General features: G+C 64.2%; 28 protein-coding genes and 1 pseudogene. 7 read left to right on the top strand and 22 right to left on the bottom strand.

Annotation, left to right across the window (positions count from 1 at the left end):
- Window positions 1-43 precede the first annotated feature (43 nt).
- Window positions 44-1,705: a CHASE domain-containing protein gene (locus ALC15_RS17395; protein ID WP_050628291.1), complete on the bottom strand. Its 1,662-nt coding sequence runs from the start codon at window positions 1,703-1,705 to the stop codon at window positions 44-46.
- Window positions 1,706-1,815: 110 nt separating this feature from the next.
- On the opposite strand from ALC15_RS17395, the gene ALC15_RS44155 reads away from it, so the two are divergent.
- Complete coding sequence (locus ALC15_RS44155; RefSeq protein ID WP_157860911.1) at window positions 1,816-1,989, top strand: hypothetical protein; 174 nt, start codon at window positions 1,816-1,818, stop codon at window positions 1,987-1,989.
- A 133-nt stretch (window positions 1,990-2,122) separates the two neighbouring features.
- Here the strand turns inward: ALC15_RS44155 and ureG are convergent, their stop codons facing one another.
- From ureG to urtA, 16 genes and pseudogenes are all read right to left on the bottom strand, one after another.
- On the bottom strand, window positions 2,123-2,770 hold the full coding sequence (ureG, locus tag ALC15_RS17390; RefSeq protein ID WP_050628290.1) for an urease accessory protein UreG: 648 nt from the start codon (window positions 2,768-2,770) through the stop codon (window positions 2,123-2,125).
- Window positions 2,771-2,929: 159 nt separating this feature from the next.
- On the bottom strand, window positions 2,930-3,667 hold the full coding sequence (locus ALC15_RS17385; RefSeq protein WP_050628289.1) for an urease accessory protein UreF: 738 nt from the start codon (window positions 3,665-3,667) through the stop codon (window positions 2,930-2,932).
- The gene (locus ALC15_RS17380) at window positions 3,648-4,265 is read right to left on the bottom strand and encodes an urease accessory protein UreE (protein WP_050628288.1); all 618 of its coding nucleotides are present in this window, start codon (window positions 4,263-4,265) and stop codon (window positions 3,648-3,650) included. The genes ALC15_RS17385 and ALC15_RS17380 overlap by 20 nt, the downstream gene beginning before the upstream one ends.
- 7 nt (window positions 4,266-4,272) lie before the next feature.
- Window positions 4,273-4,572, bottom strand: coding sequence for a putative quinol monooxygenase (locus ALC15_RS17375; protein ID WP_050628287.1), 300 nt, complete (start codon window positions 4,570-4,572; stop codon window positions 4,273-4,275).
- 26 nt (window positions 4,573-4,598) lie between these two features.
- Window positions 4,599-4,898, bottom strand: coding sequence for a putative quinol monooxygenase (locus tag ALC15_RS17370; RefSeq protein WP_016847277.1), 300 nt, complete (start codon window positions 4,896-4,898; stop codon window positions 4,599-4,601).
- A 48-nt stretch (window positions 4,899-4,946) separates the two neighbouring features.
- Complete coding sequence (ureC, locus tag ALC15_RS17365) at window positions 4,947-6,662, bottom strand: urease subunit alpha (protein ID WP_050628286.1); 1,716 nt, start codon at window positions 6,660-6,662, stop codon at window positions 4,947-4,949.
- Between the two features lie 36 nt (window positions 6,663-6,698).
- A complete protein-coding gene (locus ALC15_RS17360) occupies window positions 6,699-7,238 on the bottom strand; it encodes an HD domain-containing protein (RefSeq protein WP_050628285.1) in 540 nt (179 codons plus the stop codon).
- A 136-nt stretch (window positions 7,239-7,374) separates the two neighbouring features.
- A complete protein-coding gene (locus tag ALC15_RS17355) occupies window positions 7,375-7,845 on the bottom strand; it encodes an endonuclease domain-containing protein (protein ID WP_244486121.1) in 471 nt (156 codons plus the stop codon).
- Window positions 7,846-7,961: 116 nt separating this feature from the next.
- The gene (locus tag ALC15_RS17350) at window positions 7,962-8,267 is read right to left on the bottom strand and encodes an urease subunit beta (protein ID WP_028334688.1); all 306 of its coding nucleotides are present in this window, start codon (window positions 8,265-8,267) and stop codon (window positions 7,962-7,964) included.
- Between the two features lie 9 nt (window positions 8,268-8,276).
- Window positions 8,277-8,579: an urease subunit gamma gene (locus ALC15_RS17345; protein WP_050628284.1), complete on the bottom strand. Its 303-nt coding sequence runs from the start codon at window positions 8,577-8,579 to the stop codon at window positions 8,277-8,279.
- A gap of 28 nt (window positions 8,580-8,607) precedes the next feature.
- Window positions 8,608-9,444 (bottom strand): urease accessory protein UreD, encoded by an 837-nt coding sequence (locus ALC15_RS17340; RefSeq protein ID WP_050628283.1) that lies wholly within the window; start codon window positions 9,442-9,444, stop codon window positions 8,608-8,610.
- 50 nt (window positions 9,445-9,494) lie between these two features.
- Window positions 9,495-10,190, bottom strand: a complete 696-nt coding sequence (urtE, locus tag ALC15_RS17335) for an urea ABC transporter ATP-binding subunit UrtE (RefSeq protein ID WP_050628282.1) — start codon at window positions 10,188-10,190, stop codon at window positions 9,495-9,497.
- A 2-nt stretch (window positions 10,191-10,192) separates the two neighbouring features.
- Entirely contained in the window at window positions 10,193-10,954 is a 762-nt protein-coding gene (urtD, locus tag ALC15_RS17330) for an urea ABC transporter ATP-binding protein UrtD (protein ID WP_050628281.1), read from the bottom strand.
- Window positions 10,955-10,958: 4 nt separating this feature from the next.
- On the bottom strand, window positions 10,959-12,128 hold the full coding sequence (gene urtC, locus ALC15_RS17325; protein ID WP_050628280.1) for an urea ABC transporter permease subunit UrtC: 1,170 nt from the start codon (window positions 12,126-12,128) through the stop codon (window positions 10,959-10,961).
- Window positions 12,125-13,665 (bottom strand): annotated as a pseudogene (gene urtB / locus ALC15_RS17320) (urea ABC transporter permease subunit UrtB). The gene urtC and the pseudogene urtB overlap by 4 nt, the downstream one beginning before the upstream one ends.
- Window positions 13,666-13,831: 166 nt before the next feature.
- Entirely contained in the window at window positions 13,832-15,160 is a 1,329-nt protein-coding gene (urtA, locus tag ALC15_RS17315) for an urea ABC transporter substrate-binding protein (RefSeq protein ID WP_050628279.1), read from the bottom strand.
- A gap of 533 nt (window positions 15,161-15,693) precedes the next feature.
- On the opposite strand from urtA, the gene ALC15_RS17310 reads away from it, so the two are divergent.
- The 3 genes from ALC15_RS17310 (at window position 15,694) to ALC15_RS17300 (ending at window position 17,914) form a co-directional block, all read left to right on the top strand.
- A complete protein-coding gene (locus tag ALC15_RS17310; RefSeq protein ID WP_050628278.1) occupies window positions 15,694-17,115 on the top strand; it encodes a DEAD/DEAH box helicase in 1,422 nt (473 codons plus the stop codon).
- 24 nt (window positions 17,116-17,139) lie between these two features.
- The gene (gene infA, locus ALC15_RS17305) at window positions 17,140-17,433 is read left to right on the top strand and encodes a translation initiation factor IF-1 (RefSeq protein ID WP_016842649.1); all 294 of its coding nucleotides are present in this window, start codon (window positions 17,140-17,142) and stop codon (window positions 17,431-17,433) included.
- A 268-nt stretch (window positions 17,434-17,701) separates the two neighbouring features.
- Window positions 17,702-17,914, top strand: a complete 213-nt coding sequence (locus ALC15_RS17300; RefSeq protein ID WP_016842648.1) for a cold-shock protein — start codon at window positions 17,702-17,704, stop codon at window positions 17,912-17,914.
- A 174-nt stretch (window positions 17,915-18,088) separates the two neighbouring features.
- On the opposite strand, the gene ALC15_RS17295 is transcribed toward ALC15_RS17300, so the two are convergent.
- The 3 genes from ALC15_RS17295 to ALC15_RS17285 all read right to left on the bottom strand — a co-directional run bounded on the left by ALC15_RS17295 (window position 18,089) and on the right by ALC15_RS17285 (window position 19,946).
- Entirely contained in the window at window positions 18,089-18,736 is a 648-nt protein-coding gene (locus ALC15_RS17295; RefSeq protein WP_050628277.1) for a TadE/TadG family type IV pilus assembly protein, read from the bottom strand.
- Entirely contained in the window at window positions 18,727-19,281 is a 555-nt protein-coding gene (locus ALC15_RS17290) for a TadE/TadG family type IV pilus assembly protein (RefSeq protein WP_050628276.1), read from the bottom strand. Before ALC15_RS17290 ends, ALC15_RS17295 begins: the two co-directional genes overlap by 10 nt.
- A 158-nt stretch (window positions 19,282-19,439) precedes the next feature.
- Window positions 19,440-19,946: a pilus assembly protein N-terminal domain-containing protein gene (locus ALC15_RS17285; RefSeq protein ID WP_050628275.1), complete on the bottom strand. Its 507-nt coding sequence runs from the start codon at window positions 19,944-19,946 to the stop codon at window positions 19,440-19,442.
- A 302-nt stretch (window positions 19,947-20,248) separates the two neighbouring features.
- On the opposite strand from ALC15_RS17285, the gene ALC15_RS46260 reads away from it, so the two are divergent.
- Window positions 20,249-20,749, top strand: a complete 501-nt coding sequence (locus ALC15_RS46260) for a hypothetical protein (protein ID WP_050628274.1) — start codon at window positions 20,249-20,251, stop codon at window positions 20,747-20,749.
- A complete protein-coding gene (locus ALC15_RS46255; protein WP_244486125.1) occupies window positions 20,683-21,321 on the top strand; it encodes a phosphatase PAP2 family protein in 639 nt (212 codons plus the stop codon). Before ALC15_RS46260 ends, ALC15_RS46255 begins: the two co-directional genes overlap by 67 nt.
- A gap of 42 nt (window positions 21,322-21,363) precedes the next feature.
- Here the strand turns inward: ALC15_RS46255 and ALC15_RS17270 are convergent, their stop codons facing one another.
- Both ALC15_RS17270 and ALC15_RS17265 read right to left on the bottom strand, forming a co-directional pair.
- A complete protein-coding gene (locus ALC15_RS17270; protein WP_200914677.1) occupies window positions 21,364-22,578 on the bottom strand; it encodes a hypothetical protein in 1,215 nt (404 codons plus the stop codon).
- Window positions 22,579-22,832: 254 nt separating this feature from the next.
- Window positions 22,833-23,663: a sterol desaturase family protein gene (locus ALC15_RS17265; protein ID WP_050628327.1), complete on the bottom strand. Its 831-nt coding sequence runs from the start codon at window positions 23,661-23,663 to the stop codon at window positions 22,833-22,835.
- A 279-nt stretch (window positions 23,664-23,942) separates the two neighbouring features.
- Here ALC15_RS17265 and ALC15_RS17260 point away from each other — a divergent pair, with 279 nt between their 5' ends.
- Complete coding sequence (locus tag ALC15_RS17260) at window positions 23,943-24,107, top strand: Flp family type IVb pilin (protein WP_050422174.1); 165 nt, start codon at window positions 23,943-23,945, stop codon at window positions 24,105-24,107.
- Window positions 24,108-24,176: the final 69 nt, after the last annotated feature.

The following is a 24,176-nucleotide window of genomic DNA, read 5'->3' as shown; positions in this document are numbered from 1 at the left end:
GCGCAGCGATCGATCGGCACAACCTGTGGCGGCTGCGGCGGCGCTATTTTTTCGCCGGACGGACCGGCGCGGAGAATTGCTCGGTGCGGTCGCGCTCGGTCATGTCGACCACAGTGTCCATCGGCGCGGTGAGTTCGTAGACATAGGAGACGTCGGTGAAGTAGCGCTTTGCGGTGCCACCGAGCGCCTCGGGTGCGACACGGTCGAGCAGGATCAGGCCGAAATCGCTGTCGGCGCGCCGCGTCGCCTGGCTGGTGTTGAACTCTTCCCAGCGGAAATGGAAGACCGCGTCGGCATCCTCGCCGACCACCTCCCAATTGGCGACGATGTGCGGATGCTTGCCGACCAGCGACAGCCCCTCGTCGGAGTGCGAGGCGAGTTCGAAGAACAGCAGCGACAGCGATTGCGCGGCGCGGGCGCTGACGGTGATGTCGGGACCGTTCACCGCGATCCGGTCGGCATGCGGAATCGCGCGGGCTTCGAACAGGCCTTTCAGCTTGACGCCCTGCCACTGACTCTCGCTGAGCAGCGTGACGACATTCGACATCGCGTGGATGCGCCCGATCAGGAGTTCGCGCGCGACGTCGATGTCGGCGCCGTGCCGCAGCGTGCGGGTGACAATCGACTGGATCACCGCGAGGATGTTCTTGACCCGGTGATTGAGCTCGTCGATGACCGCAGTCAGCCGGCGCTCGAAGCCGATCCGGACCTCGATCTCGCGGCTGAGCCGCAGATTGTTGTACGCGACATAGCCGAACAGGCCGCAGACGATGCCGGTCAGCGCGAGCCCGATCGCCGCGACGATGGTCGCGGTCTGCTGTGCACGCACCGTCGCATTGCTCTTGGCGTAATAGTCGAGCGACCAGTCACGGCCGCCGAACGTCACCGTGCGAACCATCGACGGCATCGGGCCATCCTGGCGCACCGCGCGCGAAGTGACGATGCCCTGCTCGTTGGCGGTGAACTCGTCGTTGGAATCGCGCGGGTCCTTCAACGCCACCGCGAACAGAGAGGAATCGTCGTTGGTCAGCATCAGCGCCGACAATTCATACGAGAAGGTGATGAAGCCGGCCGGCTCTGATGCGCCCTCCTGGAACACCGGCGCGGCGAGCACGACGCCGACCGGGCCGTTCTGGCGCAGCAGCGGCACCGGGTCCGAGGCCACCGGCTTGCCGCTCGCCATCGCCCGCGCCAGCATCGGACCAACCACCGAGTGACGGTCGAAGGCCCGGCCCGGGATGCTCAGGGTCTCCGGATTGCGCGGCTCGACGTCCATCAGCACGTTGATCGGCTTGTCGAGCGCCTTGAGGTCGAGCGCCTGGTCGTCGAAATCCCGGATCGTCGGATTGGTGAAGCCGTTGGCCTTCAGCTCGGCCTCCGCTGCGGCGAGCTCACTCGGCTTGAGCCGCGCGATCCAGGCGGCGACGACGAAATCGGTCTTGAAGGCATAGATCGCCGAGCGCAGCGGCTGCAGCATGTTGGCTTTGACCATCGACGGCGTCCGGAACAACCCCGAGGCCACCCGGGCCAGCAGCTCGCGCTCGGTCAGGCGGTCCTGCACCAGGCTGGCATGGACGTCGATCGCCCGCGCCAGCGCGATGCCGTCGATCGCAAGCTCCTGATCGTGCACCCGATAGGCGGCAAGACCGGAGAGCAGAACTCCGATCAGTGCAATCAGCGCAACGATGAAGCCCAGTCGAACCACACGCTTACTCGGCAATCAGGGGGTGGCGAAAGGGGACGGTAGGCATCTGGCTTCTGCGGGGGCGGCGACAAATCAGGGAGCGATGAACGCCAGCCGCAAAGCAATATGGAATGGCGATCATCGGTACGCAACAGGAGCCGGTCGGCAACATTAACGACGACGCCACCCGGCGGTCTTTGGCGGCGCCAAAGGTTGCTAATCGTCAAAGTTGGAATTTGTTCCGGCGATTGCGCAGCTTTTTTGCGGCGGCCGCGATCCTGCAAGCGGCTATCCCGTCATCCTGAGGAGCCGCGAAGCGGCGTCTCGAAGGAAGAACGGCCCGGCTGGCGGCCGATTCATCCTTCGAGGCTCGCCAAAGAGGCTCACACCTCAGGATGACGGGACCGGCACTTGGGGGGCGCCACAATGATTAACGCGCTACCTCTTCTTGGCCGCCTTGCCGGTGCCCTGCGACCGAAGGCCGCCCTTGGTCTCGATGAAGCTGATGATGCGATCGAGGCCGTCGCTCTTCTTCAGGTTGGTCATCACGAAGGGCCGCTCGCCGCGCATCCGTCGGGCGTCGGTGTCCATCTTCTCGAGCGACGCACCGACATGGGGCGCGAGGTCGATCTTGTTGATCACGAGGAGGTCGGATCGCGTGATGCCGGGACCGCCCTTGGAGGGGATCTTGTCGCCGGCGGCGACGTCGATGACGTAGATCGTGAGATCGGCCAATTCCGGCGAGAAGGTCGCCGCCAGATTGTCACCGCCGGATTCGATCAGGACCAGATCGAGGTCGGGGAATTTTGCGCGCATGTCGGCGACCGCGGCGAGGTTCATCGAGGCGTCCTCGCGGATCGCGGTGTGCGGGCAACCGCCGGTCTCGACGCCGGCGATGCGATCCGGCGTCAGCGAGCCGGAGCGCACCAGAAACTCGGCATCCCATTTGGTGTAGATGTCGTTGGTGATCGCAGCGATGTCGTAGCGTTCGCGCATCGATTTGCAGAGCAGGTCCATCAGCGCGGTCTTGCCGGAGCCGACCGGACCGCCGACGCCGACGCGGAGTGGGCCGTGAGAAGTGGGCATGTCAGTGCCTCCGCTATCGTCGTCCCTGCGGAAGCAGGGACCCATAACCACCGAATTCAACTGTTGCGACACGCTGGGGCCACAGCCATGCATAACCACAAAGGCCTGTGGTTATGGGTCCCCGCTTTCGCGGGGACGACGCGTGGATGGTGTAGCAGATCATGACCGGAACAGCCTCGTGTACTGGGTCTCGTGACGCAGGCTGGCGAGATCGGCCCGAAAGGTCGCGCTGCCGAGATCGTCGAACGAGGCCGCATCGGCCCGCGCCGCAGTCGCGGCGACGACCGGCTCGAGATCGGCCAGCACGCGCTGGCTGTCGGTCTGCCCGAGCGGGATCAGCCGGCTGCCTGCCGAGATCCAGTTCGAGACCAGGCCATGCAGGAAGGCATGCAGCGACGGCGCCAGCCGGATGCCATGTGCAGCGCTGACGATTCCGACCGCGATGGGATAGACGATCGGCCCGTCGCAGGCCGCAATCATGGCGTCGAGCCCGGGCGAATTCCAGGCGGCACGGGCGATCTCGATGAAGGCGCGCCCCTGCGTCGTGGTCTCGAGCTGCCGCTCGCGCGAGGGCACGAAGGCCGCGGCGAGCTCGGCGATCTCCTTCAGCCCGGCGTAGTCTCGCTCCGTCGCCGCGCGAAAACTTTGCGCGAGAAACACGGCGTCGCAAAATCCGCTGCCGTCGCTGAGCATCGCGGCGAGCCAGTCGCGCAGCGAGGCGGCATCGGTGATGTCGCCGGCCTCGACCGCCCATTCGATGCCGCTGGAGTAGGCGAACGCACCGACCGGAAAGGACGGCGACAGCCACGTCAACAGCCGGTACAGCGCCGCCGCCTCGTCCTCCGCCATCCCGCCGCGCATCGCGGCGGGATCGGGCTCATTTGTGGTCATGAGCATGGGAGTGGTCGTGGTGATGATGAGCGTGCTCGCAATGCTCATCATGATGGTGATCGTGCTCATGCCCGCGATCATGATCATGGCCGTGGTGATGACCATGGTCATGCGCATGGCTGTGGGCATGATCGTGCCCGGTGTGACCATGCGCGCGCGCGTCGGCGTGCGCATGCTCGGCATAGGCGCCCCCCTCGGGATCGAACGGCGCCTCGATCTCGATGACGCGGGCCCCTAGCCCCTTCACCATCGCCTCGATCACGTGATCCCTGCGGATGCGCAGGCCCTTCGGCATGATCTGCGTCGGCAGATGACGGTTGCCGAGATGCCAGGCGACCCGGATCAGGTGGTGCGGATCGCTGCCGCGGATTTCAGCGAGCGGCTCGGGAGCTGCGACCACCTCGACCAAGCGGCCGTCCTCCAGCACCAGCGCATCGCCACCGCGCAACGCGATAGCGTTTTCGAGGTCGAGCAGGAATTCGAGCCCGCGCGTCCCGGTCATCGCCATCCGCCGCCGGTGCCGGTCGTCGAAATCGAGCACGACGGTGTCGGCCGCCGCTTCCTTGAAGCGATGCTGTCCCAGGACCTTGGTTGCGCGGATCATCGATGCCTCAGAGCTTCTGAACCTTGCCGTCGCTGATGATCTCGATCACCGTCGGGCCGGTCTTCATGTCGGCGGAATATTCGCGCCACACCTTCATGTGCGGCGCCTTGCTGTGCGCGGTCAGGTCGTCGCGGGTTTCCCAGCGCTCCACCACCACATACAGATTGGGATCGTTGACGCTGACATGGCCCTCATAGGAGAGGCAGCCCTTCTCCTTGTGGGTCTCGGCGATGCACGCCTTGTGCCCCCTGATGAAGTCGTCCTTATTTTCCGGCTTCATCGGGGTGGTCGCGATGACATAGATCATGATGTTGCTCCGTTCTTGTTCTTGTTTTAGCGGACGTCGACCTTCTCGGGCGTGATCACCTCGATCTTCGGCGGCGCGGCCATGCACTTCACCGCGACCCGGCCGAACGTCTTCATGTGCTCGGCGGTACGGTGCGGCACCAGCGCGTCGGCGTTCTCCCACTGCTCGACGAACACCATCTTGCTGTGGTCGGTGACGCTCTCATGCAGATCGTAGGCGATGTTGCCGGGCTCCTTGCGGGTTTCCTTGATGCAGGCCGTCGCCGCGGCGATGAATTCGGCGCGGGTCTCGGGCTTGATGGTCAGCGTAGCAACGACGTAAATCACGGAAATTCCTCCCGGTTTTCTTTTCTAGGTAAGTTACCGGGGGTGGTTTTAGAACATAAAGTAGCGCTGTGCCATGGGTAGCACCTCGGCCGGCGCGCAGGTCAGGAGCTCGCCGTCTGCGCGTACCTCATAGGTCTCGGGATCGACCTCGATCTCGGGCGTCGCGTCGTTGTGGATCATGCTCTTCTTGGAGATCTTGCCGCGGGTGTTCTGCACCGCGTAGAGCTTCTTGCTGATGCCGAGCTTGCGGGCGAGGCCGCCGGTCACTGCGGCCTTCGAGGTGAACACCACCGAGGAGGCGGCGAGCGACTTGCCGAACGCGGCGAACATCGGCTGGTAATGCACCGGCTGCGGCGTCGGGATCGAGGCGTTCGGATCGCCCATCGGGGCCGCCACGATCGAGCCGGCCTTGATGATGCAGTCCGGCTTGACGCCGAAGAATGCCGGCGACCACAACACGAGGTCGGCCATCTTGCCCTTCTCGACCGAGCCGATCAGCTTCGAGACGCCGTGCGCGATCGCGGGGTTGATGGTGTATTTGGCGATGTAGCGCTTGACGCGGAAATTGTCGTTGTCGCTGCCCTTGTCCTGCGGCAAAGCCCCACGCTGCTTCTTCATCTTGTCGGCGGTCTGCCAGGTGCGGATGATGACTTCGCCGAGCCGGCCCATCGCTTGCGAGTCCGACGACATCATCGAGAGCGCGCCGAGATCGTGCAGGATGTCTTCGGCGGCGATGGTCTCCTTGCGGATCCGGCTCTCGGCGAAGGCGAGGTCTTCGGCGATCGACGGATCGAGGTGATGGCACACCATCAGCATGTCGAGATGCTCGTCGATGGTGTTGCGGGTGAACGGCCGGGTCGGATTGGTCGACGACGGCAGCACGTTCTTCAAGCCGGCGATCTTGATGATGTCTGGCGCATGACCACCGCCGGCGCCTTCGGTATGGAAGGCGTGGATGGTGCGTCCCTTGAACGCCTTCACGGTGTCCTCGACGAAGCCGGACTCGTTCAGCGTGTCCGAATGCAGCATCACCTGGACGTCGTAATCGTCGGCCACCGAAAGACAGGTGTCGATCGCGGACGGCGTGGTGCCCCAATCCTCGTGCAGCTTCAGCGCGCAGGCGCCGCCCTTGATCATCTCGACCAGCGCAGCCGGACGCGACGCATTGCCCTTGCCGGAGATGCCGAGATTGACCGGGAAGGCGTCGAACGACTGGATCATCCGCCCCATGTGCCACGGGCCGGGCGTGCAGGTGGTGGCGAAGGTACCGTGCGACGGGCCGGTGCCGCCGCCCAGCATCGAGGTGACGCCGGACATCAGCGCATGCTCGATCTGCTGCGGGCAGATGAAATGGATGTGGCTGTCGAATCCGCCGGCGGTGAGGATCTTGCCCTCGCCCGCGATCACATCGGTGCCGGGGCCGATCACGATGGTGACGTTGGGCTGGATGTCGGGATTGCCGGCCTTGCCGATCGCCGCGATCATGCCCTCCTTGATCGCGACGTCGGCCTTCACGATGCCCCAGTGATCGACGATCAGCGCATTGGTGATGACGGTATCGGCCGCGCCCTGCGCGTTGGTCACCTGCGACTGCCCCATACCGTCGCGGATCACCTTGCCGCCACCGAACTTCACCTCCTCGCCATAGGTGGTGAGATCCTTCTCGACCTCGATGATCAGATCGGTGTCGGCGAGCCGCACCCTGTCGCCGGTGGTGGGGCCGAACATGTCGGCATAGACGGAACGCTTGATCTTCACGGACATGTCAGCCCCGTTTGTGTTTGAATTGTTGACCGGCGGTCACAGCGAGCGCCTCGCCCTTCGCACCACGTCGTCGAACTTCGTATCAAGCCAGGAATTGCCGCCACGACAGCCCACGACCACTTGCTCGGCCCAATCGGTATAGTCGACCAGGTCGTCGCGCTCCTCCGTCGTCGGATCAGACTGAATACGCGCGCCGATATTGCTGATCTTGTCGGCAATCTTGATCAGCTTGGCGTCGGCCGACTTCTTCGGCGCGTCGACGACTTGCAGCCGCCGCCGCTCGGCCTTTGGCAGGCTCATGTCATCGGTGCATTCGATGACGAGGGAGGCCACGCGATCGGAGAACCTCGCCGAGAGCTCTTCGCGCGTGGTGTCGGTGTCCTCCATCGTATCGTGCAGCCAACCGGCCGCAACGAGTTCGGCATCCGTGCCATCGGTCGCGATCGCAAGCAGGTTCGCGACCTCGGCGAGATGGTTGATGTAAGGCTCGTTGCCCCGTCCCTTGCGTGCCATGCCGTTGTGCCGGCGTGCGGCAAGATCGGCAGCTTCGGAGATGAGGCGGATTGCAGGAAGCATCTGCTACGAAGCTCCCTTTTGATCGCGACGGCAATTGGCGTGAGATCGAGAAGCGACTTCGATTGGCGCCCGGGGCTTACCCCTCTCCCCAACCCTCCCCCGCAAGGGGGGAGGGAGCCTGACGAGTGTGCCCACCTCACGTGGCGTCGTTACCTTTCCACGTTCCACTACGGTTTCTCCTCGCCATCAGCGTCAAATGTAAGGGAGCCACCGGCGGAAGGGTTCCCTCCCCCTTGCGGGGGAGGGTTAGGGAGAGGGGTGCCGCTTGCTCCGCAGCTTCCGCGATGCTCAGGGCCACTCCCTCAAGGTTTTTCATCACGTCGTCATTGGTGAAACGGAGAACGCGATAACCGCGCGACTTGAGCCACGCATCCCGCCGCTCATCATGACAGATGCGCTCCTCAAAATCGTGGCTCTCGCCGTCAACCTCGACGACGAGCTTGCGCGCGTGCGCGACGAAATCGGCGATGTAGTTGCCGCTCGGCGCCTGGCGGCGAAAGTTGAGACCGGCTAGGCGATCGGCCTTCAGGTGTCGCCACAGCAAGGTCTCCGCGCGCGTCATCGCGCGGCGGAGATGCTTGGCGCGATCGCGCTGGATGTCGCTCACTCGAGTGTGCGGCATACCCCTCTCCCCACCCTCCCCCGCAAGGGGAGAGGGAGCCCGGCCACGATGCTTACCTCACTATTGATCATTCCCAGTGTTCTCGTCGCGTCAGGTCAAGATCACAGCTTCCCTTTCACCTCGGCGCGGAAGCCGTAGATGACCCGCTTGCCGGCGAGCGCCACCAGCTGGACGTCGCGGGTCTGGCCGGGCTCGAAGCGGACGGCGGTGCCGGCGGCGATGTCGAGGCGCATGCCGCGGGCTTTCTTGCGGTCGAATTTCAGCGCCGGGTTGGTCTCGAAGAAATGGTAGTGCGAGCCGACCTGGATCGGACGATCACCGGTGTTGGCGACCGACAACGTCACGGTTTTGCGGCCGGCATTGAGCTCGATCTCGCCGTCCTTGATGAAGAGTTCGCCGGGGATCATGTCGCGCTCCTATCGGATCGGCTCGTGCACGGTGACGAGCTTGGTGCCGTCGGGAAATGTCGCCTCGACCTGGATGTCGTGGATCATCTCGGGGATGCCGGCCATCACCTGATCGCGGGTCAGGACCTTGGCTCCGGCCTGCATCAGCTCGGCGACGGTGCGGCCGTCGCGGGCGCCCTCGACGATGAAATCGGTGATCAGCGCGATGGCCTCGGGATGGTTCAGCTTGACGCCGCGCTCGAGCCGGCGGCGCGCCACCATGGCGGCCATCGATATCAGGAGCTTGTCCTTTTCACGGGGAGACAAATTCATGCGAGCACTCTGATCGTTCTTGAAAGGTCTAGTTGAGCCACAGCCGTGGCAGCGGGACCATGGAGGCGCGGCCGAGCACCGCCATCATGTCGGCGCGCAACCGGGCCGCATCTTGGGCACAGAAGCGCGCCATTGCAAAGCCACTCCAGGCGGAGATGCCGACCTCGCCACCGAGGCTGTCCGACGCCTCGCGGATCCGCTCGACCAGTGCCTCGTCGCCGGGCACGATCAGCGCAGTGCCGATCGCGCAGCCGCCGCCCGCGATCGCGCGTCGCGCCAGCTTCTCGCCGATTTCACCGTCGAGCCTGACGGTCTCGGCAAACACCAGCCGGCCGCCGCGCCGCATCCGCCAGCGGTCGACGAACTCGCCATGGCGCATGGTTTCGCCCATGGCGGCGCGGCCGAACACCACGATCTCGCAGAGCAGCAGCGAGGCGCCTTCGGCAAGGTCGATGTCGAAGCTTCTGACAATACGGGCGCGGTCGAACAGGATGGTCTCCTGCGGCAGCCAGGAGAGATGTGCGCCATCGGCGACTTTCAGCGCGATATCGAGCCGCGCCGCCGCGCCCGGCGCGCGGTAGACCTTTTCCGCCGCCGCTGTGGTCAGGGTCAGGCGGGCGCCCTCGCCGGCTGCAATTGCAATGTCGAAGCGGTCACCACCGGCGACGCCGCCGGCGGTGTTGACGAACATGGCCGAGAGGCCGTCGTCCTCCGGCGACGGGAAGCGGACGCGCAACGAGCCGGACTCATGCAGATCACCGCGCCGGGTCGCGCCGTCCTTGCGATGCACCGCGAACCGCACCGCACCCTGGGCACGGTTTGCCGCAAACGTCGCCGCTGCCGCGCCTGCGATCCCGCTCCGCATTCCCCCGACGCTCCCTCACGCACGCCACAAAGCGCGGCGTCACATCCTGTTCACAGCGCCATCTGGCGGCTGATCTCGGCGGGATCGAGGCTTGCGCGGTCGCAGGCATATTTCACCGCACCTCGATCCATCACGGCAAAACTGTCGCCGAGTTCACAGGCAAAGTCGAGATATTGTTCGACCAGCACGATGGCGATGTTGCCGAGGTTGCGCAGATAGGAGATGGCGCGGCCGATATCCTTGATGATCGAGGGCTGGATGCCCTCGGTCGGCTCGTCGAGCAGCAGGAGCTTCGGCCGCATCACCAGCGCGCGGCCGATCGCGAGCTGCTGCTGCTGGCCGCCGGAGAGGTCGCCGCCGCGGCGGCCAAGCATGGTCTGCAGCACCGGAAACAGCGAGAACACGTCGTCGGGGATGTTGCGATCCTCGCGCTTCAGCGGGCCGAAGCCGGTCTTCAGATTTTCCTCCACCGTCAGCAGCGGGAAGATCTCGCGGCCCTGCGGCACGAAGCCGATGCCGCGCCGCGCCCGCTCATAGGGCCTCAGCGCGGTGATGTCCTTGCCGTCGAAATTAATCGCGCCGGAGGCGATCGGATACTGGCCGACCATGGCCCGCAGCAGCGAGGTCTTGCCGACGCCGTTGCGGCCGAGCACGCAGGTGACCTTGCCGGGCTCCGCGGTCAGCGACACGCCGCGCAGCGCCTGCGCCGCGCCGTAATAGAGATTGATGTTGTCGACCTTCAGCATCGCTAGCGCCCCAGATACACTTCGACCACCCGCTCGTTCGACGACACCTGGTCGATCGAGCCTTCGGCGAGCACCGAGCCCTCGTGCAGGCAGGTCACCTTGACGCCAAGCTCGCGCACGAAGGTCATGTCGTGCTCGACCACCATGATGGTGTGGTTCTTGTTGATCTCCTTGAGGAGCTCAGCAGTCAGATGGGTCTCGACGTCGGTCATGCCCGCAACCGGCTCGTCGACCAGCAGCACCTTGGGGTCCTGCGCCAGCAGCATGCCGATCTCGAGCCACTGCTTCTGGCCGTGCGACAGGCTGCCGGCGAGGCGGTTGCGCGCGTCGGTCAGGCGGATGGTCTCGAGCACCTTGTCGATCCGCTCGGACTCGGCCTTGCTGCCGCGCCAGAACAGCGTGCCGCGCACCGAATGATCGACATTGAGCGCGAGCAGCAGGTTGTCCTGCACGGTCTGGCTCTCGAACACGGTCGGCTTCTGGAATTTGCGGCCGATGCCGAGTTCGGCGATCCGGGTCTCGTCGAGCCGGGTCAGGTCGACGGTGCCGTCGAACAGCACGGTGCCCTCGTCCGGCTTGGTCTTGCCGGTAATGATGTCCATCATCGTGGTCTTGCCGGCGCCGTTCGGGCCGATGATGGCCCGCATCTCGCCGGGCGCGAGCGTCAGCGACAGATTGTTGATGGCGTGGAAGCCGTCGAACGAGACGTGCACGCCGTCGAGATAGAGCATGGCCGAAGTGGCGCGGGTATCCATCACGTTCATCGGCCTACTCCGCCGGGTTCGGTGCGCCGACGCCGTCTTCGCGCGCGGCGCTTTCGGCGTCGGGAGAGCCGTTCTTTGCCTTTGACGTCTCCCACCAGCTGTTGAAGGTGCCGACGATGCCCTTGGGCAGCAGCAGCGTGACCAGGATGAACAGCGCGCCCAGCATGAACAGCCAGTACGGCGCGAGCGGCCCCGAGGTGAAGAACGTCTTGGCGTAGTTGACCACGACGGCGCCGAGCGCGGCACCGACCAGCGTGCCGCGGCCACCGACCGCGACCCAGATCACCGCCTCGATCGAATTACCCGGCGCGAACTCGCTCGGATTGATGATACCGACCTGCGGCACATAGAGCGCGCCGGCGACGCCGGCCATGCAGGCCGACAGCGTAAACACGAACAGCTTGTAGGATTCGACGCGATAGCCGAGGAAGCGGGTGCGGCTTTCGGCGTCGCGCACCGCAATCAGCACCTTGCCGAGCTTCGAGGTCACGATCGCGCGGCAGATCAGGAACGCGACGATCAGCGCCAGGCAGCTCAGCAGGAACAGCGCGGCACGGGTGCCTTCGGCCTGCACATTGAAGCCGAGGATATCCTTGAAGTCGGTCAGGCCGTTATTGCCGCCGAAGCCGAAATCGTTGCGAAAGAACGCCAGCAGCAGCGCGTAGGTCATCGCCTGGGTGATGATCGACAGATAGACGCCGGTGACGCGCGAGCGGAAGGCGAGCCAGCCGAAGCAGAAGGCAAGCAGTCCCGGCACCAGCAGCACCATCAGCGCCGCAAAGGCGAACTTGTCGAAGCCGTACCAGTACCACGGCAGCTTGTCCCAGTTCAGGAACACCATGAAGTCGGGCAGGATCGGATTGCCGTAGACGCCGCGACTGCCGATCTGCCGCATCAGGTACATGCCCATCGCATAGCCGCCGAGCGCGAAGAATGCTCCATGACCAAGCGAAAGAATCCCGCAATAGCCCCAGATCAGGTCGATCGAGAGCGCGAGGATGGCGTAGCAGACATATTTGCCCCACAGCGCCACCAGATAGGTCGGCACCTGAAACATCGAGCCCTGCGGCAGCAGCAGGTTCGACAGCGGGATCAGCACGCCGACCGCGGCGACGAGCAGCACGAAAGCGGTCGCGGCGCGATCCAGCGAACGGGTCAGGATGTGCGGCGTCATGCTTCCACCGCCCGGCCCTTGAGCGCGAACAGGCCGCGCGGCCGCTTCTGGATGAACAGGATGATCAAGACCAGGATCGCGATCTTGCCGAGCACTGCACCCGCCACCGGCTCGAGGAACTTGTTGGCGATGCCGAGCGTGAAGGCGCCGACCAGCGTGCCCCAGAGATTGCCGACGCCGCCGAACACCACGACCATGAATGAATCGATGATGTAGCTCTGGCCGAGATTCGGGCTGACATTGTCGATCTGCGACAGCGCCACGCCGGCGATGCCGGCGATCCCCGAGCCGAGGCCGAAGGTCAACGCGTCGACCCGCGAGGTGGCGATGCCCATCGAGGCCGCCATGCGGCGGTTCTGCGTCACCGCCCGCATCTCGAGGCCGAGCGCGGTGTAGCGCAGCATCGCGAGCAGGATCGCGAACACCGCGAGCGTGAAACAGAGGATCCAGAGCCGATTATAGGTGATGGTGATCTGGCCGAGCTCGAACGCGCCGCTCATCCAGGAGGGATTGCCGACCTCGCGGTTGGTCGGGCCGAACGCGGTGCGCACCGCCTGCTGCAAGACCAGCGACAGGCCCCAGGTCGCGAGCAGCGTCTCCAGCGGACGGCCGTAGAGAAAGCGGATGATGGTGCGCTCGATCAGCACGCCGATGAAGCCCGCGACCAGGAAGGCAAGCGGCACCGCGATCAGCAGCGAATAGTCGAACAGCGCGGGATAGTTGGTGCGGATCACCTCCTGCACCACGAAGGTGGTGTAGGCCCCGAGCATCACCATCTCGCCATGCGCCATGTTGATGACGCCCATCACGCCGAAGGTGATGGCAAGCCCGATCGCCGCGAGCAGCAGCACCGAGCCGAGCGACAGGCCGTACCAGGCGTTCTGCACCATCGACCACATCGCAAGATTGCTCTGGATCGAGGACACCGCGCTCGCGGCGGCCTTGGCGACCAGCGGTGGCTGATCGCCGAGCCCGGTCAGCAGCGCCAGCGCCTCCTGGTCACCGCGCGACTGATCACGGCGACCGCGTCGAGCTTGTCGCTGTCGGATGCATCCGACTTGAACAGGATGATCGCAGCGCGCGCCTCGGCGAAGGCCTGCTTGATCGGCTTGACGCTCTCCTTGGCGAGCGCGCTCTCCACTGTCGGCAGCAAATTCTCTTCGTGGCTCTTGAACACCGATTGCGCCGCGGCGAGCCGCTTGGCCGGATCCGGCGACAGCAGCGTCAGGCCGCCGAGCGCGGCCTCCACGGTGCGGCGCAGGCGGTTGTTGAGCCGCACGGCCGCGGCATTGTCAGGCAGCTTGTCGACGGCGGCGCCGGTCGTGGCGTCGACGATCTTGCCGTCGGTCTGCGTGATGAAGACCTTCTTGCTGTCGGGATCGGCCGACAGCCGGCCGTCCTGCAGCGCGCCGATGATGCGCGGAGCCAGCGCGTTGCCCGATGCGGCGACCTCGCCGATCGCAGCCTCGGTGTCGGAGAACTCGTCATTGGCGAATTTGGCGACCGAATCCTCGAACGGGCCGGCCAGCGCCGGCACAGCAAAGCAGCTCAGCAGCAGGATCGAGAGACAAAGCGCGCGAAAGCGATCGATACAATTGGCAAACACGTCAGTACCCCGGCAGGAGTGGGAGGAGAAGGCGGCGAGCGGCGCCGCCTTCTCCGGTGTTGGAAGGTTGTGTTGTGTCGTTGATCAGCTCAGGAGCTTAAGAGCCCTGGCCGCCGCACTTGTTGGTCTTGGTGTTGTAGTTGCCGCACTTCTTGCCGACCCAATCGCCGATCAGGTCCTTGGAGCCCTCGAGCTCCTTCGACCAGGCGTCGCCGGCCACCAGGCCCGGGGTCTTCCAGACCACGTCGAACTGGCCGTTGCCCTTGATCTCGCCGATGAACACCGGCTTGGTGATGTGGTGGTTCGGCAGCATCTTCGACACGCCGCCGGTCAGGTTCGGCGCCTCGATGCCCGGGAGCGCGTCGATCACCTTGTCCGGATCGGTCGACTTCACCTTCTCGACCGCCTTCACCCACATGTTGAAGCCGATGTAGTGCGCTTCCATCGGATCGTTGGTCACGCGCTTCGGATTCTTGGTGTAGGCCTGCCATTCCTTGATGAACTTCTCGTTCGCCGGGGTCTTGATCGACTCGAAATAGTTCCAGGCGGCGAGATGGCCGAGCAGCGGCTTGGTGTCGATGCCGGCGAGCTCTTCTTCGCCGACCGAGAACGCCACGACCGGGATGTCGGTCGCCTTGATGCCCTGGTTGCCGAGCTCCTTGTAGAACGGAACGTTGGCGTCGCCGTTGATGGTCGAGACCACCGCCGTCTTCTTGCCGGCCGAGCCGAACTTCTTGATGTCGGCCACGATCGTCTGCCAGTCGGAATGACCGAACGGCGTGTAGTTGATCATGATGTCGTCCTGGGCGACGCCCTTCGACTTCAGATAGGCTTCCAGGATCTTGTTGGTGGTGCGCGGATAGACGTAGTCGGTGCCGGCCAGCACCCAGCGCTTCACCTTCTCTTCCTTCATCAGATAGTCGACGGCGGGGATCGCCTGCTGGTTCGGCGCCGCACCCGTGTAGAACACGTTGCGCTCGGACTCCTCGCCCTCATACTGCACGGGGTAGAACAGGATGTTGTTCAGCTCCTTGAACACCGGCAGCACGGATTTGCGCGACACCGAGGTCCAGCAGCCGAACACGACCGCAACCTTGTCCTTGGTGATCAGCTCGCGGGCCTTTTCGGCGAACAGCGGCCAGTTCGAAGCGGGGTCGACGACGACGGGCTCGAGCTTCTTGCCAAGCACGCCGCCCTTCTTGTTCTGCTCGTCGATCAGGAAAAGGATCGTGTCCTTCAGGGTGGTTTCGCTGATGGCCATGGTGCCCGACAGCGAGTGAAGGATACCGACCTTGATGGTGTCGTCGGCCGCTTGCGCGGGCGCGAAGGGCGAGGACGCTGCCAGGCCCAAAACCAGGCCGGCCGTCGCCGCGAGCGCGCGGCGGCGGGTCATCGTCGCTATTCCGTGAGTAAGCTGAGTAAGCATGAAATGTCGTCTCCCTGACGCAGGCGTGAACGCTTGCGAAACGGCCGCATGGCCGCCTGCGGTTAAGGGAATCGCAAGAACTGTGCCACGGTGCGTGGACACCGTAAGTCGATGAACCAGCTGGATAATTCCACGAGTTCCGGGCAAATACGGAGAACGACTGCTCAAACATTGAGCCAATGATTTGGCTGCCGAAAGAGCAATCAGGTTATTTTTTGAGCAAAATCGCCTTTCTGGCTAAATTTCCGGCACTGATTTGTGACAGTTTGCGCGATGGTTCGGCGCACGTCGGGAGCAGATCCCAGCGATTCCACCTTGAAACCGCCCAGTTCCTGGTCCATATCCTCGCCATGCCCGCGAGAGTCGCGGTGCCTTCGCGAGCTGCGTGTTCTTATGCCGCCCCAAGCGGCTTCTGGCTCGCCTTTCAGCTAACCCAGCTTGATGCCCCAGACACGCGGGTGTCCCGATCGCCTCATGCGATTCCAGCCGATATTGGCTGGGACGACGATGGCTTTTATGGAAAGAACCACCTTTTGACCTCCTTTCAGGATTTCGGCCTCGCCGATCCCATCGCCCGCGCGCTTCGAGAAGAAAACTATCTCACGCCGACCCCCATCCAGGCCCAGACCATCCCGCTCGCACTTGCCGGCCGTGACGTCGTCGGCATCGCCCAGACCGGAACCGGCAAGACCGCGTCCTTCGCGCTTCCGATCCTGCACCGGCTGCTGGAGAACCGCGTCCGCCCGCAGCCCAAGAGCTGCCGCGTACTGGTGCTCTCTCCGACCCGCGAACTGTCCGGGCAGATTCTCGACAGCTTCAACACCTATGGCCGCCACATCCGGCTGTCCTCGACACTCGCCATCGGTGGCGTACCGATGGGCCGCCAGGTGCGCGCCGTGATGCAGGGTGTCGAGGTGCTGGTCGCCACCCCCGGCCGCCTGCTCGATCTCGTGCAGAGCAACGGCCTGAAGCTGAACCAGGTCGAGTTCCTAGTGCTCGACGAAGCCGACCGCATGCTCGACATGGGCTTCATCAACGACATCCGCAAAATCGTCGCCAAGCTGCCGATCCGGCGCCAGACGCTGTTCTTCTCGGCCACCATGCCCAAGGACATCGCCGAGCTCGCCGAGGCGATGCTGCGCGATCCCGCCCGCGTGGCGGTGACGCCGGTCGCCTCGACGGTCGATCGGATCGCCCAGCGCGCGATCCAGGTCGATTTCGCGGCCAAGCCTGCGGTTCTGGCCCAGCTCCTGAAGCAGGAACCGGTCAACCGCGCCCTGGTCTTCACCCGGACCAAGCACGGCGCCGACAAGGTCGTGAAAAGCCTTGCCAAGGCCGGCATCGAGGCCAATGCGATCCACGGCAACAAGTCGCAGAACCACCGCGAGCGCACACTGGCGGCGTTCCGGTCCGGCGAGATCCGCACGCTGGTGGCGACCGATATCGCCGCCCGCGGCATCGACGTCGACGGCGTCAGCCATGTCGTGAATTTCGACCTGCCCAACGTGCCGGAAACCTATGTCCACCGCATCGGCCGCACCGCGCGCGCCGGTGCCGACGGGGTCGCGATCTCGCTGATCGCCGGCGCCGAGGAGATGGGCTATCTGCGCGATATCGAGCGGCTGATCCGGATTACCGTGCCGCGGGAAGACCGTCGCACACAAGGCGGCAACCGCGAGTCCGCGGCACCGGCGCAGGCCACCCACCCGCACCGGGGCGGCCGCTCTGCGCCCCGCGCGCATAATGTCCGTGGGAATGAGGCCGCTCCTGGCACAAAAGGCCCTCGCCGCCGCCGCCGTCGGGGTGGTAATAATGGCGCGCCGCAGACGAGCCGGGGCGAGTCGCCGCGTCCGTCGCAGGCCGGCAACAGCGAAGGCATCCAGGGCGTCGCCTTCTTGCATCGCGAGAGCCGGCCGAATCCGCAACACAACCGCAACAACCGACCGAAGCACTAGCCGTCGCTCGATCTGGAGAACCATATGGCTAAGGAAGAGCTGATCCAGTTCGAAGGACTGGTGACCGAAATCCTCCCCGACGCTCGTTACCGGGTGCAACTCGATGCCGGACACGAGATCGTCGCCTACACCGCCGGCAAGATGAAGAAAAACCGCATCAAGACGCTGGCCGGCGACCGCGTCACGATCGAAATGTCGCCCTACGATCTGGAAAAGGGCCGCCTGATTTTCCGGCACAAGGACGAACGTCCGAGCGGCGCGCCCGGCGGCCCGCCGCGGGGCGGAGCACAGCGCGGCGGCCAGTTCCGCCGCCGATAGCAGGCGGACTGCAACCGCTGCGCGCATGGTGTCCTGATGTCCTGCGCAACAAATGGCCGGCGGCTGCGCCGGCCAAAAAATCGCGCACGTCAGGATTGTTTTGAAGTCTTCTATCGAATAATATCCTACCCATCGATTTTCGGCCGGACGACATTAGCCAATACCGGTACAGCCGGTTCAGACGCTGACGACCCTTCCAAAAATTCGATCTCACCACCCCGCCGATCAGCGGGTCTTGAACTTGTATATCTGAGAAGGGACTACCCACGTGAGCATGGGAACCGTGAAGTGGTTTAACGCGACCAAGGGCTACGGCTTCATCCAGCCGGATGAAGGCGGGAACGACGTGTTCGTGCACATCAGTGCAGTCGAGCGCGCCGGCCTTGGCACTCTGCGTGAAGGCCAGAAGATCTCCTACGAGATCGTGGCTGACCGCCGTTCCGGCAAATCCTCGGCCGACAATCTGCGCGCCGCTGGATAAGCCGATTTCCCGGGAGCGCACAGCTCCAGGAAATTGTCGTTAAAGCATCAAGGGCCGCACCTTCGGGTGCGGCCCTTTTGTCTGGATCGTTGTTCTGTCGCCGTGAACTCAAAGCGCGCAAACCGGCGTTAGCGGCGACAACGCAAAAGCGTCAACGCCGAGAATATCTGCGCCTTAATACGTCGAGCAGGTCGTCGGCATGGTCGCGGATGTCGGGGCATAGTACACGCAAATCGACTGCCGCGGCCGCGTGAAGGCAACGTCGCTGAGAGTAAGGCCAGCCTTGGCCATCACATAGCCGACCGCCGGAACGTATTTGTAGCTCACTTCGCTGAAGATCAGATAGGTACCCGCAACCAGCAGCGCCGACGGAACGACGCTTGTCACGATGTCACCCTGACTGCGGCTCGAGGCCGTCACCGTGGCCTGCGTCGCACCCGAGGCGATCGTCCCGGACTTGCTCCACTGGATATGCGCGATGTTCGAATTATCGACGTAGATTTCCGACAGCGTGACCTTGGTCGGCGATGCATCGTAGGGCGTCATGATGCCGACGCTGGCGCTGAAGAAGTTCTGCAGATCGGCGTCCACCACCTGGGTCGCCTGCGAGGTGAGATCCGACGCGGCGCGCGCCATCAACGTGACCTTGCGGTCGACCGCAACGCCGGACGAAAACTCGACGGTGCCGAAGAACATCACCAGCATCAGCGGCATGATGAAAGCGAACTCGACGGCGGCAAGGCCCCGGCGGTCGCGCGCGAGAGCAGCAACGGAGCGCAGCAAGGCCGCAGGCAGGGCTTTCACGACCTTGTTCATGAGCATGTGGCCCCAGCGGTTCCGGACGGCTCGTTCTTGAACGTCGCAGTCGCGATCAAGAGCCGCTTGCCATTGGGGAGGTTCGAGGCATTGAAGCCGAGCTGGGTGACAAACAGCTGCCATTGATAGAACAGCCGGACCACCACGACGTCGCCGTCCTTGCCGGGACACCACTTCACCTGCGTGGGATCGGTGATCGGCGTGATGTTGACACTGCTGAAGCCCGTCGCGGACGGATAGCTGCGGACGTCGACGTAGATGCCGTTGTTGCAGTCGAACAGCGTTGTGATCTTGTTACAGACGTACGCCTTGAACTGCGCCTGGGTATAGCTCAAGCCCTGAGCCTGGCCGGTCATGATGAAACGCGACGAATCCTGCGTCACCGTCTCGAGCACTTGGCTGGCGAAGAAGATCATTGCCACTTCGATGATCGCAAAAAGCAATCCGAAGAACAGCGGCGCGACCATCGCGAATTCCACCACGGTTACACCGCGGCGGTCTCGGCGAAAGCGACGGAGGAGGCGTGCGAAAGAATAGGCGGTCAGCGGCATCAACGACCCCGGATCAACATGGCGGCAACAACTACCCAAGAGTCATTGTCGAAGTATTTCGCCGGATCGAGACAGAGCGACCCGATCCGTTAGGCCATTGTTAAGCATGCCGGCGAACGACCTGCGATCGGCCGCGGCGCCGGCGTGTGAAGCGCGCGTCAGTTCTGCGGCTTCGCGGCTCCCCCCGAGCCGGTGGCCTGATTGTTGAGCGTACCGGCCTGTTCCATGGTCGCCCTGAAATAGGTGTCGCCATCGCCGAGGGTGATGCGGCGCTGACAGACCGGCATGCAGCTGTAGGTCTCGCGATCGATGCCGCGGTAGACGGTGACAAGCTGATCGGTCGGACCTTCGACCTGGATCTGGCGATCCACCAGCACCTGGCCGGTGCGGTCGAGTGCGATGAAATTGGTCGCGCCATAGCCCTTGCCGGTCACGACCACGACCCCGCCATTCTGCAGGGTGACGTCGGCAATCAGGGGATTGCCGACCACGATCGTGGCGATGCCGCCGGGCAGCTTGACGAGCTTGGCCTGATCGACGTTGACCGCGATCCGATCCGGATCGGGCGCAGCCGTTGCCAGCGCGGGCCCGAGCAGCACGGCTGCGGCCAGCGAGATGAATCCAATGCGCGCGACGGCGCGAATGCTTTGGGACTGAAACGACATACTCTACCCCGGGACGTGAACAAGCCGGCAAAGGCGATACGCAGCGGACCGCGCCCGACGCAGGCAAATCTGACGGCAATTCATTTAAGAAGAGCAAAAATCGACCGCCTAATTGCGCGGATGTCACGACTTCCCTGGCCGGCAAGCCTGATGTCCGCGACCTCGCCCGGGAATGCCCGGTCGCCGATGCCGTCATCTTGCCGCCGCGGCAGCGCGTCATCGAATCGCCTGTTCCGGGGTTATCCCAATCTTAAGAGACTCCAAGCAGTTTCTGCGCCAGCCACAAGCACAAAGCGCAGCACGTGTCGTCGGTATCAAGAATCGAAAAGAGCGCCGCCGGCTCCGGCGCCCGCGGCCTGATAGTCGACCCAGCCCGGATCCGTGGCGCCGCGGTGCGCTGGCTGATGTTCAGCGACTTCGGCGACGCCGCGCAGCGCCACATGGCGATCGCATGGTCCTGCATCGTCGCGTGTATCCTGGCCGACGCGATCTGGCTGCCCAACTCCGGGCTCTCGTTCGCGTCCTCGAACTGGATCTCGATCCTGCAAGGCATCGCATATTGCGCGATTGCAGCCGCGTTCCTCGCCATTGCCTCCAACCGGCTTGGCGCCGACCAGCGACGTCCGGCCATCCTGTTGCGGCGCGGCCTGTTCATGACCGAGTTGTTCTGGCGCGCGCTGCTGCCGATCAGCGTGCTCCTGACCGCGGGCAGCACGCTCAGCTATCTGATCGCAGCATCGAGCTGCCGCTCAGGGACGACGTTCTGGCCGGCGTCGATCATCTGCTGGGCTTCGATTGGCTGACCTTCCTGGCCGCGACCAACTCGCATTCGTTCGTCGCGACGATGCTGACGACGGCCTACCAAAGCACCGGCCTGGTGTCACAACTGGTGCTCGGGTGGCTGATCCTGCAACGGCGCGGCGACAGGCTCGCGGAGTTCATCGCCGTTCTCAGCTTGAGCGCGGTTGCGCTGTGCGTCGGCATGTGGCTGATCCTCGCCGCGGGCGCGTTCGCCTATTTCCACCCCGCCCCGCAAAGCTACGAGCACTTTGCTGCGCTCGGCGACATGTGGACGTTCGGACGGACCTTCTCGATGTTGCGAGACGGATCGCTGTCGGTGGTCGACATGGCAAGCGTCGACGGCATCGTCAGCTTTCCCTCGTTCCACACCATGCTCGGCGTCATGACGATCTATGCTGCGCGCGACACCCGCTGGCTCGTCGTTCCCGTGTTCGTCGTGAACGCAACTATGATCGTCGCGACGATGCCCGTGGGAGGTCATCACCTCGCCGACGTCCTGGCCGGCGGCGGGCTGACCATTGCCGCCATCCTCATCGCTCGTCGCTCTGCCGGGCCGTCCGTCAGCAGGACTTGAGCGCCGCTTCGCGGCGACCCACGTTGTATGACCGCAACGGCTTCAGCTGGCGGTGCGGACGTGAACGACCACGCGATCGTCGGCGTAGAGGCGCTGCCATCCTTCGATATGATCCAGTAATCTGGAGGCCGGCGTGTCCGGCGCCAGCATCACCGCATCGATGTCGTAAGTCTTGAGCAGGCTGAGGAAACCGTTGACGTCCTTGAGCTGAAGCGCGCGGGCGAGGCTCATCCCGAACGTCTCGCCGTAGAGCTCGGCGCGCCCGTCGATGAACACCGGCACCTGACGCCAGATCAGATAGCCACCGAACTGCAGATCGTTGAGCACCCGCTTGACGTGGCGCGCCTTCATCGCGTCAACCGCGGCAGCCGGCGAATGGGTCGGCGGTGGCGATAGCACCTGACGCGCCGCCGCGATTGAGGTCCATGTGCAAAGTCCGGCGACAAGGATCGCCGCCGGAACGGCCCTCGGGCGAACGATACCAGAGCCGCGCAGCCGGAACTGGGTTGCGACCGGCGTGAGCACAGCGAGCGGCAGCAGCAGCGCGAACAGCTCAAGATTTCTGATGTGGGACAGGGCCATGTGCAGCAAGCCCAGCACCAGGAGAATTCGCGGCAGCGGCAACCTTGCCCCGTAATAGAGCGCCGCGCCGAGCAGGCCGAGGATGGACAGCGCGAACGGGTCGATCTCGCTGAAGGTCGCCGGCCGCCACTCCTGGATGAGATGCAGCAATTCACCGAGACCGAGAATCTTCAGCGAGGCGAGGATCGAGCCCCACCCATAGGGGGTCACGCAGCACGCAGCCAGCGCACCGATGCCGAACGCTGCCCAGCGCAGCGCCAGCGCCGGCCTTTGGGCCGGCAGGGCGTTCCACAGCGCATCGAGCGCAAATGCACCGACCAGCACCAGGCCAAACAGAAAGCCGCCATGCAGGTTGGCCCACAGCGCGATCAGCGGCAGCAGCCAGAACGAAGGCGCCTCGCGGCGTTCGCTGGCGGTAATCAGGCCGTTCGCCCAGACCAGCATGATCGGCATCACCAGCACATGCGGACGAGCCAGCAGATGCCCGCACGTCAGGACCAGCGCCGCAAGGGCGATCAGGCTGGCGTAGATTGCCGGCAGCGCGCGGCTGAGGATAGCGGTCAGCAATGCGAAGCTGGCGGCGGCACAGGCCGCGGCCAGCGCCGCCGGGCCGGTCCACCCGGCGAGGTCATAGGCCTTCGCGAACAGAATCTGCGCCAGCCAGGACGACGACACCCACGGCGCACCGGCCTTGGTGTACGAATAGATGTCGACCGACGGCAGCGTGCGATGGTCGAGGATCCAGCGGCCGACCGCAATCTGCCAGTAGGTATCGGAATCGGCGAGCAGCCGGTCGCCGACGAACAGCAGCAGCGCATAGACGCCGCACGCGATCCAGAACCAGGCCGGGACCTCGGCGAGCGCGGAGCTTTCGCCCGCGGGAAGGTCGCCGTCTCAACGCTCATGATGGCACCTGGCGGCCACCGGCGTCATTGCCGGAACGGATAGGCCAGCTGTCCGCCGATCTCGCTCGGCACGCCCTGCTCGGCATCGACACCGTAATCTTCCGGAAGCTTGCCTTCGGGCATGCGGAACGTCCCGAACAGAATATCCCAGAGCGGGAACGTGCCAGCGAAATTGGTGTCGCCGCCGTCCTCGAGACCGGTGTGATGCCAGCGGTGAAACACCGGCGTCGCGATCACATATTTGAACGGGCCAAGCGTCCAGTTCAGGTTGGCGTGGACGAATGCCGAGTGGAACGTGGTGAACGGTCCGACCCACAGCATGATGTTCGGCGAGATTCCGGCCATCAGCAGAATCACGTCGACGGTGATCGTGCCGATCAGAAGATTGACGGGATGGAAGCGTGCCGCCGAGATCCATTCAAGATCCTCGGAGGAGTGATGAATGGCGTGGTACTTCCAGAAGTCGCCGCGGTGGAACATCCGGTGCAGCCAGTACAGCATGAAATCGGAGCCGACGAGGAAGATGATCGACTGCAGCCAGAGCGGAAGCTGCGCCAGCGGGCCATGCCCGTTCTCATAGAACGCGATCAAATCGTCGGCGCCGTGGACATTGAACACCGCGGCCGCGCCCACCACCAGGAGCCCGATGCGCAGCACGCGGGCGAACACCGGCACGAAGAACCAGTAACAGATGTCGGTGATCAGCTCACGCTTCTGCCACCACGGCTTGCCGGGATTGCAGGCCCAGAAATGGGCGAGCACCGTGAAGACCAGCGCCAGCGCGATGGTGATCGGCACCACCTTCATCATCGTCTGGCCGATCATCTCGATGACTTCAAAGGGAAGGCTGGGCATGACGGCCTCTTTTGACGGACGCTCCATGGGTACAGATGTGCACTTAAGGAGCCGTGAACAGGTGCCCGCAGCGGGTTCTCAGCAACAACCTGCAATCTGAGCGGTCCGCTTAATCCCAAATTTACTGTGCGCAACAAGTGCGGGTTCCCGCTGTGTTTGTGCGATCAAATTAACTGCACCGAAATTGTCGAACCGTAGGGTGCCGCAATGGTCACGGTGCTGAGAACGCCGACGAGACCAAACCTAGTTCGACCAGCCACGTGTACACAGGAGTTACTTATGAAGAACCTCGTTTCGCGCTTCGTGAAGGACGAGTCGGGCGCGACCGCCATCGAATACGGCCTGATCGCCACCGGTATCGCCATCGCGATCATCGCTGCAGTCAACGGCGTCGGCACCAAGCTCTCGGGCACCTTCAGCACGATCGCCGGTTCGCTGAAGTAAGTCGGTTCCGACGAACTCGCATCAAAGGTCCCGGCAAACCCGGGACCTTTGCTATTTGTCGGGGCTGCC

The organism is Bradyrhizobium viridifuturi (assembly GCF_001238275.1).
GTDB classification, from domain to species: Bacteria; Pseudomonadota; Alphaproteobacteria; order Rhizobiales; family Xanthobacteraceae; genus Bradyrhizobium; species Bradyrhizobium viridifuturi.
This window is presented reverse-complemented; position numbering and strand designations above follow the sequence as displayed.